The 14395-nt window shown below is 64.3% G+C and carries 13 protein-coding genes and 1 pseudogene; 11 read left to right on the top strand and 3 right to left on the bottom strand.

What is annotated here, in order from left to right:
- Positions 1 to 17: 17 nt before the first annotated feature.
- Genes AC1DX0_RS07150 through AC1DX0_RS07140 form a run of 3 tightly spaced genes read right to left on the bottom strand, consistent with a single transcriptional unit; the run spans position 18 to position 2879 of the window.
- The gene (locus AC1DX0_RS07150; RefSeq protein ID WP_027043603.1) at positions 18 to 500 is read right to left on the bottom strand and encodes a MarR family winged helix-turn-helix transcriptional regulator; all 483 of its coding nucleotides are present in this window, start codon (positions 498 to 500) and stop codon (positions 18 to 20) included.
- The gene (locus AC1DX0_RS07145) at positions 500 to 2071 is read right to left on the bottom strand and encodes a phytoene desaturase family protein (protein WP_477354845.1); all 1572 of its coding nucleotides are present in this window, start codon (positions 2069 to 2071) and stop codon (positions 500 to 502) included. Before AC1DX0_RS07145 ends, AC1DX0_RS07150 begins: the two co-directional genes overlap by 1 nt.
- A 16-nt stretch (positions 2072 to 2087) precedes the next feature.
- Entirely contained in the window at positions 2088 to 2879 is a 792-nt protein-coding gene (locus AC1DX0_RS07140) for a cyclase family protein (RefSeq protein WP_127373568.1), read from the bottom strand.
- 118 nt (positions 2880 to 2997) lie between these two features.
- Here AC1DX0_RS07140 and AC1DX0_RS07135 point away from each other — a divergent pair, with 118 nt between their 5' ends.
- The 11 genes and pseudogenes from AC1DX0_RS07135 to AC1DX0_RS07085 all read left to right on the top strand — a co-directional run.
- Positions 2998 to 4572, top strand: a complete 1575-nt coding sequence (locus AC1DX0_RS07135) for a phytoene desaturase family protein (protein WP_477223086.1) — start codon at positions 2998 to 3000, stop codon at positions 4570 to 4572.
- A gap of 111 nt (positions 4573 to 4683) precedes the next feature.
- Entirely contained in the window at positions 4684 to 6213 is a 1530-nt protein-coding gene (locus AC1DX0_RS07130; RefSeq protein WP_477354842.1) for an ABC transporter substrate-binding protein, read from the top strand.
- A gap of 89 nt (positions 6214 to 6302) precedes the next feature.
- Positions 6303 to 7310 carry an ABC transporter permease gene (locus AC1DX0_RS07125; RefSeq protein WP_477223088.1) on the top strand — a complete coding sequence of 336 codons (1008 nt, stop codon included), beginning with the start codon at positions 6303 to 6305 and terminating at the stop codon, positions 7308 to 7310.
- Positions 7303 to 8145, top strand: a complete 843-nt coding sequence (locus tag AC1DX0_RS07120) for an ABC transporter permease (protein ID WP_477354839.1) — start codon at positions 7303 to 7305, stop codon at positions 8143 to 8145. Before AC1DX0_RS07125 ends, AC1DX0_RS07120 begins: the two co-directional genes overlap by 8 nt.
- Positions 8142 to 9020: an ABC transporter ATP-binding protein gene (locus tag AC1DX0_RS07115; RefSeq protein WP_477354836.1), complete on the top strand. Its 879-nt coding sequence runs from the start codon at positions 8142 to 8144 to the stop codon at positions 9018 to 9020. The genes AC1DX0_RS07120 and AC1DX0_RS07115 overlap by 4 nt, the downstream gene beginning before the upstream one ends.
- Positions 9013 to 9849, top strand: a complete 837-nt coding sequence (locus AC1DX0_RS07110) for an ATP-binding cassette domain-containing protein (protein ID WP_477223091.1) — start codon at positions 9013 to 9015, stop codon at positions 9847 to 9849. The genes AC1DX0_RS07115 and AC1DX0_RS07110 overlap by 8 nt, the downstream gene beginning before the upstream one ends.
- Positions 9850 to 9927: 78 nt before the next feature.
- Complete coding sequence (locus AC1DX0_RS07105) at positions 9928 to 10527, top strand: VOC family protein (protein WP_477354833.1); 600 nt, start codon at positions 9928 to 9930, stop codon at positions 10525 to 10527.
- Between the two features lie 142 nt (positions 10528 to 10669).
- Positions 10670 to 12964, top strand: coding sequence for a bifunctional salicylyl-CoA 5-hydroxylase/oxidoreductase (locus AC1DX0_RS07100; protein ID WP_477354830.1), 2295 nt, complete (start codon positions 10670 to 10672; stop codon positions 12962 to 12964).
- Positions 12961 to 13734: an SDR family NAD(P)-dependent oxidoreductase gene (locus AC1DX0_RS07095; RefSeq protein ID WP_477223094.1), complete on the top strand. Its 774-nt coding sequence runs from the start codon at positions 12961 to 12963 to the stop codon at positions 13732 to 13734. The genes AC1DX0_RS07100 and AC1DX0_RS07095 overlap by 4 nt, the downstream gene beginning before the upstream one ends.
- The gene (locus tag AC1DX0_RS07090) at positions 13728 to 14198 is read left to right on the top strand and encodes a MarR family winged helix-turn-helix transcriptional regulator (RefSeq protein WP_027043615.1); all 471 of its coding nucleotides are present in this window, start codon (positions 13728 to 13730) and stop codon (positions 14196 to 14198) included. Before AC1DX0_RS07095 ends, AC1DX0_RS07090 begins: the two co-directional genes overlap by 7 nt.
- Positions 14195 to 14395 (top strand): annotated as a pseudogene (locus tag AC1DX0_RS07085) (enoyl-CoA hydratase family protein); the annotation flags it as partial. The gene AC1DX0_RS07090 and the pseudogene AC1DX0_RS07085, both read left to right, overlap by 4 nt.

Genomic DNA, 14395 nt, shown 5'->3' with positions numbered 1-14395 from the left:
GCGACCGGCGCGTACGTCTAGATGTCGTGCTTGCGAATGTTCTTCAGCATCTTCAAAAGCGTGGCGATGAGCGCGGCATATTCGGCGTCGTCGATATCGTCGAACATCGCCTCGAAGGCGTCATGCATCGCCGGCCAGGCGCGGGTGAATTCGGCGCGGCCGTCGTCGGTCAGGAACACGTGGCGAATGCGGCTGTCGGTGACACCTTGCTCGCGCCGCACGAACCCTTGCCCCTCCAGCGTGTCGAGCGTGCGGCTCAAGGTCGACTGCTCGATGACGGTGTAGACCGAGAGATCGTTGACGGTGACGCCGTCGGCGACCGAAAGGACCGCGAGAGTGCGCACCTGCGGAATGGTCAGCCCTTGCTTGCGGAAATCGTCGCGCAAGGTGGCGTTGTAGCGGCCCATGATGCGGTTCATCAGATAGGGCGCGAATTGTTGCAGGCCGATCTGACCCAGGGTCGAAATGCGCTGGCGCTTTTCCGCGACCTTCTGCTCCATCAAAGCCTCCCCGCCAGCAGAAAGCCGGAGCCGCCGCCGAGGCCCGCACCCGGATGGGTCGAGGCGCCGATATGGTAGAGGTTTTTGATGCCGGTCTGGTGGTTGCGGCTGGTCTTGAACGGCCGCCACAGGAAGGCCTGGTCGATGGTCGACGAGCCGCCATAGGGATCGCCGCCGACGAGATTGATGTTCATCGCTTCGAGATCGGCCGGCGAATAGGCCCGGCGCGCAATCACGCTATCCTTGAAGCCGTCGATATGGCTGGCAAGGATGGCTTCGGCGCGATCGGCATAGGCCTCGCGCAGTGCATCGGTCCATTGTCCGTCGGCCGGCGCCTGAAGCGTTCCGGCGGCGTCGCCCTTGATGTGGCGGGGCGCCTCGGGCAGTTGCAGCCACAGGATCGCCTTGCCCTCCGGACAGCGCGACGGGTCGAGCGCATGCGGTTGGCCGACGCAGATGGTCGGCACTTCCGGCAGCATGCCGCGCGCCGCCTCGTTGCAAGCCTTGGACACGCCATCCAATCCAGGCGTCAGATGCAGCAACGCGACCTTGTCCAGGCCTTCGCCACGCCATGCGGGCGGCTTGTTCAGCGCATAGTGAATCTGGAAATTGCCTTTGCCGTAGCGATATTTCTGTGTCGCCTCGACATCGGCTTTGGGAGCATCCGCGCCGAGCAACCGACCATAAAGCTGAGTCGGCGTGACCGAGCAGATGACGCTCTTGTTGGCGGTGATTGTCTCGCCCGAAGCCAGCCGCACGCCTGTCGCGCGGCCACCGGTCTGGACGATCGAGGCGACATCGGCGCCGGTGCGGATKTCRCCGCCRCGTTCCCGGATCAAGGCCTCGAAGGCGGCAAGCAGGTTCTTCGCGCCGCCCTTGACGATCGGCGCGCCGGCGGCTTCCAGCGCGAAGGCGATCACCTTGGCGATCTGGCCTGAGAATGCATCCTCAGGCCCCAGCCCGGCATGCAGCACCCAGGGCGCCCAAAGCGCGCGGATGGTTTCGGACTGGTAGGTGCTTTCCAGCCAGCTGCGCGCCGGCACCAGCGCTTCGCCGAGAAAGGCGGCAAGGCCGCGCGGACCACGCCGCCAGGCATCGCCGGTCAGCAGCTTGGCCGTGGGATAAGACCATAGGCTGCCGCCGAGCAGGCCGAACAGCAGGCCGGCATTGCGCTCGATGCCGCCGACATCCTCCGCATGCCGGTCACCGTCGCCAGCGGCGATCAAATTGATTGCCGCAACATTGGCGGCGCGGTCGGTGCTGAGCACGGCATGGCTGCCGTCCGGCCGCAGCACGCCGGTCGGCKTGGCCGTRTGGCAGAACTCCAGCCCRTGCCGGGCSAGGTCSCCGCCCARTGCTGCAAAGGCCGGCGAGGTGATGAACAGCACGAAGGTCGTCGCCATCACGTCATGGATAAAGCCGGGCGCGGTGATCTCCTCGGTGCGCATGCAGCCGCCGATGCGGTCGTTGCGCTCGAGGACGAGTACATCAGCGCCCTTGCCGCCAAGCATCGCCGCGCAGACCAGCGCGTTGATGCCGCTGCCGACAATGATGTGATCGGGCTGGCCCACCTCAGTGTGCCTTCGCCTAGCCTTTCGAAACCAGCGCCAGCGCGCGGATCGGGCTGCCGGTGCCGTGTTCGATCTTGAGCGGTGCCGCGATCAGGATGGCGCCTTTCGGCGGCAGCTGGTCGAGATTGCAAAGGCTGGCCAGACCATACCGGTTGGCCTTGTGCATCAGCGTGTGCGCCGGGAATGGCGGCTCCATGCCGCCGGCCTTGCCGGCATCGGTGCCGATCGTCTCCGAGCCCCAGCCCTTGATGTCCTTGCTGATCAGGAACTGGATGGCTTCGGCCGTCGGGCCTGGCGTGTGCGGGCCGGTCTCGTTGGCGTTGAGGAACTCGGCTTCCGAACCGTTGCGCTTGTACCAGTCGGTGCGCATCACCACCCATTCGCCGGCATTGATCGCGCCGTGCTTGGCTTCCCACGCCTTGATGTGGTCGACGGTGAGCAGGAAATCATGGTCGGCAGCGGCTTCCTTCGAGCAGTCGATGACGTTGACCGGGCCAACAAAATTCTGCGCCGGAATGGTGTCGGTGGCGCCGTCCGGATAGTCCTTGCCGCTGATCCAGTGTTGCGGCGCATCGAAATGCGTGCCCGAATGCTCGCCGAGCTTCAGCCAATTCCACGCCCACCACGGACCGTTCTTGTCATAGCGGGAGATGTTGTGGATCTCGACCTTCGGCGTGTCGACGGCAAGCTCCGGCGGCAGCTTGATCAGCGGTGTGTCGGGACCGAGCGGCGCCGAGAGGTCGACCACCTTGATGGCGCCTGAAAGCAACTGGCCGGCGACTTCGCCGAGGAGTTTTTGGGTGTCCATTGTCTCTGTTCCCTCTTTTCGATGATGATCAAGGCTCGTCTCGGCCCTTAATATCCTACTAGACGAAAACATATGCATCTGCAATTATCTTTAAGCATAAAGGAAATGGGAACGGGGCGTGAGCGAGTTCGACGCCATCTTTGTCGGGGCGGGCCACAACAGTCTGGCATGCGCCGCGCATCTGGCGCTCAAAGGCTGGAAAACCGGGATTTTCGAGCGCAGCGCAACAATCGGCGGTGCCGTCCAGACCCGCGAATTCACCCTTCCCGGCTTCCGTCACGATTTCGGCGCGATGAATCTGAGCCTGTTTGCCGGCTCCGCCTTCCACCGGAAATATGCAAATGAATTGAAAGCGCAGGGGCTGGAGTTCGCGCCGGTCGCCGACTGTTTCGCCAGCGCCTTTCCGGACGGACGCTGGTTCGGCGTCAGCAACGACTTGGAAAAGACAGCGAGCCGGATGGCAGCTTTCTCCACAGCCGATGCCGCGACATGGCGCAGATTGGTTGCCGCCTTCCCGGCGGAGGCCGAACACCTGTTCCGGCTGCTGGGTTCGCCGATGAGCGCCCGCGCGCTGGCCGGCACCGCCTGGAACCTGTGGCGCAAGAAGGGTGTCGCCGGCGCGCTCGACACCGCACGGCTACTGCTGTCGTCGCCACGCGCGTGGCTGGAGGAAAATTTCGATTCACCCCATGTGCGCGCGACGCTCGCCACCTGGGGCATGCATCTCGATTTCGCTCCCGACATCGCCGGCGGCGCCGTGTTTCCCTATCTGGAATCGATGGCCAACCAGAGCTTTGGCATGGTGCTGGGCAAGGGCGGCGCCGATACCATCATCCGGGCGCTGTCTGGCATGGTGACGGCTGCCGGCGGCACGATCGTTACCGGCGCCGAAGTTGCCGAGATCACGGTTTCCGCCGGCAAGGCGACCGGCGTGCGGCTCGCATCCGGCGAGACGCATACAGCGATCAAGGCGGTCATCGCCGGCGTCGCACCCAAGGCGCTGACTGGGAAGTTGCTGCCCAGCGGTTCCGGCAATGCCGGCTTCGATACGGCGATGCAGAAATTCCGCTACGCGCCGGGCACGATGATGATCCATCTGGCGCTCGATGATCTGCCGGACTGGCGCGCCGGAGCGGAGTTGCGACAGTTTGCCTATGTCCACCTGTCGCCGTCGCTCGATGCGATGTCGCGTACCTACCAGCAAGCGATGGCCGGCACGCTTCCGGACGAGCCGGTGCTGGTCGTCGGCCAGCCCACAGCGATCGACCCGTCGCGCGCGCCTCAGGGCAAGCATGTGCTGTGGGTGCAGGTGCGCATGCTGCCTGCCGAAATCCTGGGCGATGCCGCGGGCAAGATCGCGCCCGCGCATTGGGATCAAGTCAAAGACACCTACGCCGACCGCGTGCTCGACATCATCGAGACCTACGCGCCGGGCTTGCGCGCGAAAATCCTCGGCCGTTCGGTGTTCTCGCCCATCGATCTCGAGCGCGAGAACCCGAACCTTGTCGGCGGCGACCAGGTCTGCGGCAGCCATCATCTGGCGCAGAACTTTTTGTTCCGCCCGGCGCGCGGCTATGCCGGCTGGAACACGCCGGTTGGCAATCTGCATCTCACCGGGGCCGCGACATGGCCGGGCGCCGGCACCGGGGCGGCCTCGGGCTACATGCTCGCGCAACAGCTTGGCGGGAGGTAGGAGCCGAAGATTTCACAGAGGCGACGAGGGGCATGGCGCTGCTGCCCACGAAGCCTGGACCAATGAACTGAAGACGCCGCGCAAAAGAAATAACCAACAAGGGGAACGACCATGACAATCAACAGACGGGAATTGCTGGGATACAGTGCCGCGGCACTCGGCGTGGCCGCCGTCGGCTTGCCAAAGATCGCCAAGGCCGCCGCCGGCGAACTGACCATCGCCTACAATGTCAACCTGCCGTCCTGGGATCCGACCACCGGCCCCTCGGCCGTCAACCCGACCATCCAGGGTCTCTACCAGTCGGTGTTCGACCAGTTCATCCCGCAGAAGCCGGACCTGTCCTTCGCGCCGGGCCTGCTCACCGAATGGGGCTGGAACGACGACCGCACCAAGGTGACGATGACGGTGCGCGAAGGCGTGAAATGGCATGACGGCTCGCCCTTCACGCCCGAGGACGTCGTCTGGTCGCTGCAGCGGGCAGGTGACGAGAAGACCGGCAACCCGATTCAGTTCGTCTGGAAGAACGTCAACAACTTCAAGATCGACGGCAACAAGATCACCGGCGACGTGGTGCAGTTCGACCCGGTCTATTTCAAGTGGATGTCGTTCCTGACCGGCTACATCCTGCCGAAGGCGTATTACGAGAAGGTCGGCGCCGAAGGTTTCGAGAAGGCGCCGATCGGCACCGGCCCCTACATGGTGGAAAAATTCGAGCGCAACGCCTTCCTGCGGCTCAAGGCCAACCCGAACTATTGGGGCGACAAGCCGGCCTTCGAGAATGTGACGATCAAGTTCGTCACCGACGCGGCGAGCCGTGTCGCCGAAATCGAGTCCGGTTCCTCGCAGGTGACGCTGGAGATCCCGTACGAGGAATATGACCGGCTGATCGCCAAGGACGGTCTGGCCGGCTCATGCAAGAACGTCTCCGACATCGGCATGATCTTCTTCAACAACAAGGACGCCATGCTGGACAAGAACGTCCGCCAGGCGGCGGTGATGGCGGTGGACAAGGAGCTGCTGGTCAAGCGCTTGTTGCGCGGCTACGGCCAGCCGATCGCGACGCTGGAAACGCCGGAATATGCCGCCTACGATGCGTCGATCAAGGTCGAGCACAATGCGGAGAAGGCCAAGGAATTGCTGGCTGCCTCCGGCTACTCGCCGGAGAAGCCCGCCAAGATCACCATCCAGACGACCAAGGGCTTCAAGCCCAAGGACTACGAGATGGTGCAGGCGATCGTCGGCATGTGGCGCAAGGTCGGCATCGAGGCGACGATCGAGGTCTATGAGATCGCCAAGCACTATGAACTGCGTGCCGCGCACAAGCTGGCGCCTGCCGCCTTCTACAACTGGGGCAACGCCATCGGCGATCCGACCACCTCGACCGGTTTCGCCATGTTCGGCCCGTCGCCGCACTCGTCGTGGAAGACCGACGACCTCGACGCCAAGATCGGACCGCTGTGGGGCGAGAAGGACGARGCCAARCGCATYGCCGGCTGGAAAGMGGTCGACAAATACATCGCCGARCAGGCCTATGTGCTGCCGCTGCTGCAGTTCGCGCAGCCGATCGTGCATGCCAAGGGCGTCAACGTGGTGCAGCACATTTCCGGCGCGCTGCTGCCTGCCCTGATGACCCCGGCCTGATATCGGTCTGGAATTGCCGCGCGCCGTCGTCAATGACGGCGCGCATTTCCATCGGGCATACGAGCCGACGGGCTCCCGCAAAGATTTACATGCTTCTGCAACGATTCCTGATCCGTCTGCTGACGATGCTGATCACGCTGTTCGGCGTGGCCGTCGTCGTCTTCGTCGTGATCCGCGTCGCGCCCGGCGATCCGATCGCGATGATGCTGCCGCCTGGCGCGACCGATGCCGACATTGCCCGGTTGCGTGCGCTCTACGGGCTCGACAAGACCATCGTCCAGCAATTCTTCATCTGGCTGTCCGGTGTCGTCAGGGGCGATTTCGGCACCTCGATCTCGCTCAGRCAAGACGTKCTCGGCCTGGTCTTCAACCGGCTGCCGGCAACGCTGGAACTTGCCATCGTCGCCCTCATCATGGCGGTGGGGCTCGGCGGCACGACGGCGATCCTCGGCGCCCGCGAACGCGGCACGGCGGTCGAGGCCGGCATCGATATCGTCAGCGGTGCCACCCTTTCCATTCCCGATTTCCTGTGGGGTCTGGTGCTGATCCTTTTGTTCGGCGTGCTGGTGCCGATCTTCGACATTTCCGGCCGGGTTTCGCCGCAGCTCGACCTGCCCTTCGTCACCCAGTTCTATTTGTTCGAGAGCATTTTACGCCTGCGCCTCGACCTGACCTGGGATCTGCTGAAGCACATGCTGATGCCGGCGGTGGCGCTGGCGCTGCCGCTGGCCGCGATCATCTCGCAGCTGTTGAAACAGTCGCTGAAGGAGGTGCTGGACCTCGACTATGTCGTGCTGGCGCGGGTCAAGGGATTTTCGGAAACGCAGGTCATCCTGCGCGAGGCATTGAAGAACGCCGCTTTGCCGACGCTGACCCTGGTCGGCGTGCAGTTCACCTTCCTCATCGGCGGCACGGTCATCGTCGAGCGGCTGTTCTCCTATGAAGGCCTCGGCAATATGGCGATCGATGCCGTCATCAACCGCGACCTGCCGCTGATCCAGGGCATCGTGCTGGTCTTCGCGCTGCTGTTCGTGCTGATCAACCTCACCGTCGACATGATGTACGCGCTGCTCAATCCGAGGCTGCGCCATGGATAGAGCCTCAAGACGCGGATTGAGCCCCAGGCTGTGGCTCGCCGGCGGCTGGCTGCTGCTGGCGCTGCTGGCGGCGATCTTCGCGCCGCTGGTCGCGCCGCAGGATCCACTGGCGCAGGATTTGATGCTGGAGCGGCTGCCGCCGTTCTGGATTAATGGCGCCGAGCCCGGCTATTGGCTGGGCACCGACAGCCTCGGCCGCGATCTGTTGTCCCGGCTGATCTTCGGCGGCCGCATCGCCTTCATCGTCGCCTTTGCCGCGGCCATCGCCGCCTGCCTGGTCGGCTCGACGCTSGGKCTGRTCGCCGGCTATTTCGGCGGCTGGGCCGACCGCATCATCTCGCGCATCGTCGATGTCTGGATGGCGTTTCCGCCGGTGCTGTTCGCCATCCTGCTGGTCGCGGTGCTCGGCACCGGCTTGAGCTCCGTCATCCTTGCGATTGCGATCATCGACTGGACGCGTTTCTGCCGGGTGATCCGCGCCGAGRCSATGGGCCAGTCGCGCATGGACTATGTCGAGAAYGCCCGCATCGCCGGCTAYGGCCGYATCGGCATCATGCTGCGCGAAGTGCTGCCCAATGTGGTGCCGTCGATCGTGGCGCTGTTGTCCCTGGAGATGGGTATCGCCGTCATCGTCGAGGCGATCCTGTCGTTCGTCAATCTGTCGATCTCGACCGACGATCCGACCTGGGGCAGCATCATCGCCGAGGGCCGGCTGTCGATCCACCAGGCCTGGTGGGTGCTGGTGTTTCCGCTGATCACGCTGATCCTSACCGTGCTGTCGTTCAGCCAGTTCGGCGAGGCGCTGAAAGCGCGCTTCGACCCGGTGCTGCGATGAGCGCCTGCCTCGACATCGCCAATCTCAGCGCCGTGCTGCCGAACGGCCAGCGCGTGCTGCGCTCTGTATCGCTTGCCGTGCAGCCCGGCGAAGTCCGCGCATTGGTCGGCGAGAGCGGCGCCGGCAAGACGATGATCGGCAAGGCGGTGCTTGGYGTGCTGCCGMCRAGCGTRCGCATCGTCGAAGGCGAYATGMWGCTCGARGGCGARGACCTCGGCMRGCTRCMSCCCAAGGCRCGACGCACGCTGATCGGTGCCCGCACGGCGCTGATCCCGCAGGATCCGCTGACCGCGCTCAACCCGTCGCGCCGCATCGGTCCGCAGATGACCGACCGGCTGGTGCGCATCCTCGGCTGGAGCGGCGAGAGGGCGGACAAGCGTGTCCGGCAATTGCTGGACGAGGTGCAGATCCGCGACCCCTACCGCGTGCTGAAAAGCTATCCGCACGAGCTCTCCGGCGGCATGCGGCAACGCGTGCTGATCGCGGCCGCCTTCGCTGCCGAACCACGGCTGATCGTCGCCGACGAGCCGACGACGGCGCTCGACGTCACCGTGCAGAAGCAGATCCTGCGCCTGATCGCTGCGTTGCAACGTGAACACGGCACCGCGATCCTGTTTGTCACCCATGATCTCGGCGTCGTCGCCAAGATCAGTCAGAAGGTGTCTGTGCTCTATGCCGGCAAGGTGGTGGAGGAGGCCGAGACGGCAGCGCTCTTCGCCGCGCCGCAACACCCCTATACGCGGGCATTGATGGCCGCCACCCCGCGCTACACCGACCCGTTCGCCTCGTTGAAGCCTGTAGACGATGCCGTGCTGGCCCGGCTCGCCTCGGAGATCGCTGCCGCCGACCAAGCCTGGAGGCGGCCACATGGCTGAGCCGCTGTTTTCCGTGCGCGGGCTGAAGGTCGCGCTGCCCGACATGACGCGCAAGCCGCTGATCGGACGCGCGCCGCTGGCCCAGATTCTAAAGGGGCTCGACTTCGATCTGCCCAAGGGATCGGTGACCGGCATTGTCGGCGAATCCGGGTCGGGAAAATCGACGCTCGGCCGCGCTTTGGTGCGGTTGCTGGAGCCCAGCGCCGGCAGCGTCACTTTCGATGGCCGCGACATCACGCATCTGCCGGAGGCGGAGCTGCGGCCGTTGCGCCGCAATCTGCAGATGATCTTCCAGGATCCGATGTCGTCGCTCAACCCGCGCCGCACCATCGCCAGCATCGTCGCTGCGCCGCTGAAGCAGAACGGTCTTGGCGACAATTTGAAGGGCCGCGTCGCAGAGGCCCTACAGCGCGTCGGCCTGCCGCAGAGCTTTGCCAGCCGATACCGCCACGAACTGTCGGGCGGCCAGCGCCAGCGTGTCGGCATTGCGCGCGCGCTGGCGCTGTCGCCGAAATTCGTGCTGGCCGACGAGATCGTCTCCGGGCTCGATGTCTCGACGCAGGCGCAGATCCTTACCTTGCTGGAGAAGCTGGCGGCCGAGATGGGCCTCACGGTCGCCTTCATCAGCCATGATCTGTCGGTCATCCGGCGGCTGTGCAAGCAAGTGATCGTCATGCGCGAAGGCGTCATCGTCGAGGCCAGCGCCACCGACGCTTTGTTCGACAACCCCAAGCAGGCCTACACGCGCGATCTGATCGCCGCCATTCCACTGCCTGAAATCGACGCGACCTGGCTGGACATTCCTTCCGCCGCCAAGCCGCCGACATGAAATGCACACGCACGCCGAAAAGCGGGCTTCGGACGTGCGACCGCAAAGACCCAGGTCCCGCCAATGGAGAGGACTGACATGAAGACGACACTTCGAAATGCAACGCTCGCCGCTGCTGTCCTTGGCAGCGCCGGCATGGCCTCGGCGGATTCGATCCCAGGCATGCGCGGGCACGACCATACCGGCATCACCGTCCCCGACATGAAGCAGGCGGTCGACTTCTTCACCGAAGTGGTCGGCTGCAAGAAGGCGATGTCGTTCGGTCCGTTCGCCGACGACAAAGGCACCTTCATGCAGGATCTGCTGGGTGTCGATCCCAAGGCGGTCATCGAGCAGGTCACCATGGTCCGCTGCGGCTATGGATCGAACATCGAACTGTTCAAATACACTGCGCCCGATCAGAAGGATTTGACGCCAAAGAACAGCGACATTGGCGGCTTCCACATCGCCTTCTATGTCGACGACGTCGCCGCGGCCAAAGCCTATCTCGATGGCAAGGGTGTCAAGACGCGCATGGGGCCTCTGCCGGTCAAGGAMGGACCTGCCGCCGGCCAGACCATTCTCTATTTCCAGGCGCCCTGGGGAYTGCAGCTGGAAGCGATCAGCTATCCCGACGGCATGGCCTATGAGAAGGGCGCCGAGACGGTTCTGTGGAGCCCGAAGAATCCGGAGAAGTGACATCAGGCGCGCGCTTGCGGGACGACACGCAAGCGCGCCGCCCGATGTCCGTATAATGATTTCGACATAAAACTTTAAGCTTGAAATATCTAGCCGCCGGCGCGATACTCACGAGACAGCAAGCGAAGAGGAGATCGCAGACATGAAGGTTGCGGTTCTCGGCGGCGGACCAGCCGGCCTCTACTTTGCCATYTCGATGAARYTSAGGGACGCYGCGCACGATGTGACGGTGTTCGAGCGCAACCGCGCCGACGACACGTTCGGCTGGGGCGTGGTGCTGTCGGCCGAGACGCTCGAGAACCTCGCCAAAAATGATCCGGTCAGCGCCGTCTGGATCAAGAAGCATTTTGCTTACTGGGACGACATTGCCGTCATCCATGACGGCGTGCGCACGGTYTCGWCAGGCCAYGGTTTCTGCGGCATCGGCCGCAAGCGGCTGCTGGTCCTGCTGCARCGSCGSGCSCGCGAACTCGGCGTCAARCTSRYSTTCGAGACCGATATYGCCGAYCCCAARCCYTAYATGGMGACRYACGATCTGGTCGTCGCWGCCGACGGRCTGAACTCCAGGGCGCGCAACACCTTCGTCGATATCTTCAAACCCGACATCGACACCCGCAAATGCAAGTTCGTCTGGCTCGGCACCAACCAGAAATTCGACGACGCCTTCACCTTCATCTTCGAGAAGACCGAGCATGGCTGGGTGTGGGCACACGCCTACCAATTCGACAGCGAGACCGCGACCTTCATCGTCGAATGCAGCGAACAGACCTGGGCTGCCTTCGGCTTCGGCGCGATGACGCAGCAGGAATCGATCGCGGTGTGCGAGCGGATCTTCGAAAAGCATCTTGGCGGCCAGGCGCTGATGACCAACGCTAACCATATCCGTGGTTCGGCCTGGATCAATTTCCCGCGCGTGCTGTGCGAGCGCTGGTCGTACAAGAATCTGGCGCTGATGGGCGACGCGGCGGCATCGGCGCATTTCTCGATCGGCTCCGGCACAAAGCTGGCGCTCGAAAGTGCCGTGGCGCTGGCGGAATATGTCGAGACCGAACCGGACCTCGACGCCGCCTTCCGTAGATATGAGGATGCCCGCCGCACCGAGGTGCTGAAGCTGCAATCGGCGGCGCGCAATTCGCTGGAATGGTTCGAGGAGGTCGAGCGCTATCTCGGTCTCGATCCGGTGCAGTTCAACTATTCGCTGCTGACCCGTTCGCAGCGCATCAGCCACGAGAATCTGCGGCTGCGCGATGCCGAATGGCTGGGTGGTGCGGAAGAGTGGTTCCAGCGCCAAGCGGGCGCCGGCGGCAACAGGCTGCGCCGGGCACCGATGTTCGCGCCGTTCAAGTTGCGCGACATGAAACTCAACAACCGCGTCGTCGTCTCGCCGATGGCGCAGTACAAGGCCGTCGACGGCTGCCCGACCGACTGGCACTTCACCCATTATGCCGAGCGCGCCAAGGGTGGCGCCGGGCTCATCTATATCGAGATGACCTGCGTCAGCCCCGAAGGCCGCATCACGCCCGGCTGTCCCGGCTTCTACGCGCCCGAACATGAAGTGGCGTGGAAGCGGCTGGTCGACTTCGTCCACGCTGAGACCGAGGCGAAGATCTGCGCGCAGATCGGCCATTCCGGCGCCAAGGGTTCGACCCGGCTTGGCTGGGAAGGCACGGACGTGCCGCTCGCGTCCGGCAACTGGCCCATCATGGCGGCATCGGCGGTTGCGTGGTCGGCGCAGAATCAGGTGCCGAAGGCGATGGATCGCGCCGACATGGATCTGGTGCGCGGCCAGTTCGTGGCCTCCGCCGAGATGGCCGACCGTTGCGGTTTCGACATGCTCGAGATCCACGCAGCACATGGCTATCTACTGTCGTCCTTCATCACCCCGGTCACCAATCGGCGCACGGATGAATATGGCGGTTCGCTGGAGAATCGCATGCGCTATCCCCTCGAAATCTTCCGCGCCGTGCGCGCCGCCTGGCCGGCGGGAAAGCCGATCTCGATGCGCATTTCGGCCAATGACTGGGTCGGCATCGAAGGCGTGACGCCCGCCGACGCGGTGGAGATCGCGCGGCTGCTGCATGAGGCCGGTGTCGACATCTGTGACGTCTCGGCCGGCCRGACTTCGGCGCTGGCAAAGCCGGTCTATGGCCGCATGTTCCAGACACCGTTTTCGGACCGCATCCGCAACGAGGTCGGCATGGCGAYGATGGCGGTCGGCAACATCTATGAGCCGGACCATGTCAATTCGATCCTGATGGCCGGCCGCGCCGATCTGGTGGCGCTGGCACGGCCGCATCTCGCCGACCCTTACTGGACGCTGCATGCGGCGGTGACGCTTGGCGACCGTGGCGTGAAGTGGCCGGATCCCTATCTGCCCGGGCGCGACCAGCTCTACCGGCTGGCCGAGCGCGATGCCGCCGCGGGGCTGAAAGTATGACGGCCGCAACAGCGATCACCGGTAAGCATGCGCTGGTCACTGGCGGCGGTTCCGGCGTCGGCCGGGCCATCGCGCTGGCGCTGGCTAGCACCGGCGTCAGTGTGACCATTTGCGGTCGACGTGAAGCTGAGCTGGCCAAGGTGGCCAGCGAAAGCAAAGGCATTTTCGCCATTGCCGCCGATGTCACCAAAGAGGCGTCGATGGCGTCGCTCTACCAGACGGCGGAAGCSGCRCGCGGACCSTTCGATATTGTCGTCGCCAATGCCGGCATGTCCGGCAGCGCGCCGGCGCACAGAACCGCGCTCAGCGACTGGCAGCGGACGCTCGACGTCAATTTGACCGGGGCCTTCCTGACGGTGAAGCCGGCGCTGGCCGGCATGGCCGCGCGGAAATCGGGACGGATCGTGTTCATCGCCTCCACCGCCGGATTGAAGGGCTATGCCTATGTCGCGCCTTATGTGGCCGCCAAGCATGGCGTCGTCGGCCTGATGCGGGCTCTTGCCGCCGAGACGGCGAAATCCGGCGTCACCGTCAACGCGGTGTGCCCGGGGTTTGTGGAAACCGACATGCTGGAAGAGTCCATCCAGCGCATCATGGAAAAGACCGGCCGCTCGGCCGGAGAGGCGCGAACAAGCCTCGCCTCGACCAACCCGCAGGGCCGCTTCATCCAGCCACAGGAAGTTGCCGCCGCCGTGCTGTGGCTGTGCGGCGATGCGGCGGCATCGATTACCGGACAGGCAATCTCGATCTCAGGAGGCGAAACATGGTAGCCGGCCCCCTGCCCGCACCCTCGGGACCCGGCAAGGACCGGCTGCGCCTGTGGATCAGGCTGCTGCGCGCCTCCCGCACGATCGAGGCCGAACTGCGCGAGCGCCTGAAGAAAGAATTCGATACGACCTTGCCGCGCTTCGACGTGATGGCGGCCCTCTACCGCGTGCCGGAAGGCATGCTGATGAGCGACCTGTCGCGCTTCCTGTTGGTCTCCAATGGCAATGTCACCGGCATTGTCGACCGGCTGGTGTCGGAAGGGCTGGTCGCCCGCGCCCGCCGCAATGGCGACCGCCGGACGTCGATGGTGCGGCTGACCGATGAAGGCACCAAGTCCTTTGCCACCATTGCCGCGGCGCATGAGGGCTGGATCGGCGAATTGCTGGGCAAGGTCAGCGAAGAGGATGCGCGCCGGCTGACCGGCATGCTGACCTCGTTCCGCAGCAACTGGGAGGGACGCGAATGACAGGGATGGCCAACATCAAGCCAAAGCATTTCCTGTGGGAAGTCGAGGGCAGGATCGCCAAGGTCCGGCTCGACCGGCCGGAGCGCAAGAATCCGCTGACCTTCGACAGCTATGCGGAACTGCGCGACACATTCCGCGACCTTGTTTATGCCGACGATGTCGACGCCGTGGTGTTCCTCTCCAATGGCGGCAATTTC

Source organism: Mesorhizobium sp. P3_A9 (assembly GCF_056402975.1).
This window is presented reverse-complemented; position numbering and strand designations above follow the sequence as displayed.

Excerpts from the sequence above, each read along its gene's own strand:
- AC1DX0_RS07150 (WP_027043603.1), bottom strand. The coding sequence starts at position 500 with ATGGAGCAGAAGGTCGCGGAAAAGCGCCAGCGCATTTCGACCCTGGGT.
- AC1DX0_RS07140 (WP_127373568.1), bottom strand. The coding sequence starts at position 2,879 with ATGGACACCCAAAAACTCCTCGGCGAAGTCGCCGGCCAGTTGCTTTCA.
- AC1DX0_RS07110 (WP_477223091.1), top strand. The coding sequence starts at position 9,013 with ATGGCTGAGCCGCTGTTTTCCGTGCGCGGGCTGAAGGTCGCGCTGCCC.
- AC1DX0_RS07090 (WP_027043615.1), top strand. The coding sequence starts at position 13,728 with ATGGTAGCCGGCCCCCTGCCCGCACCCTCGGGACCCGGCAAGGACCGG.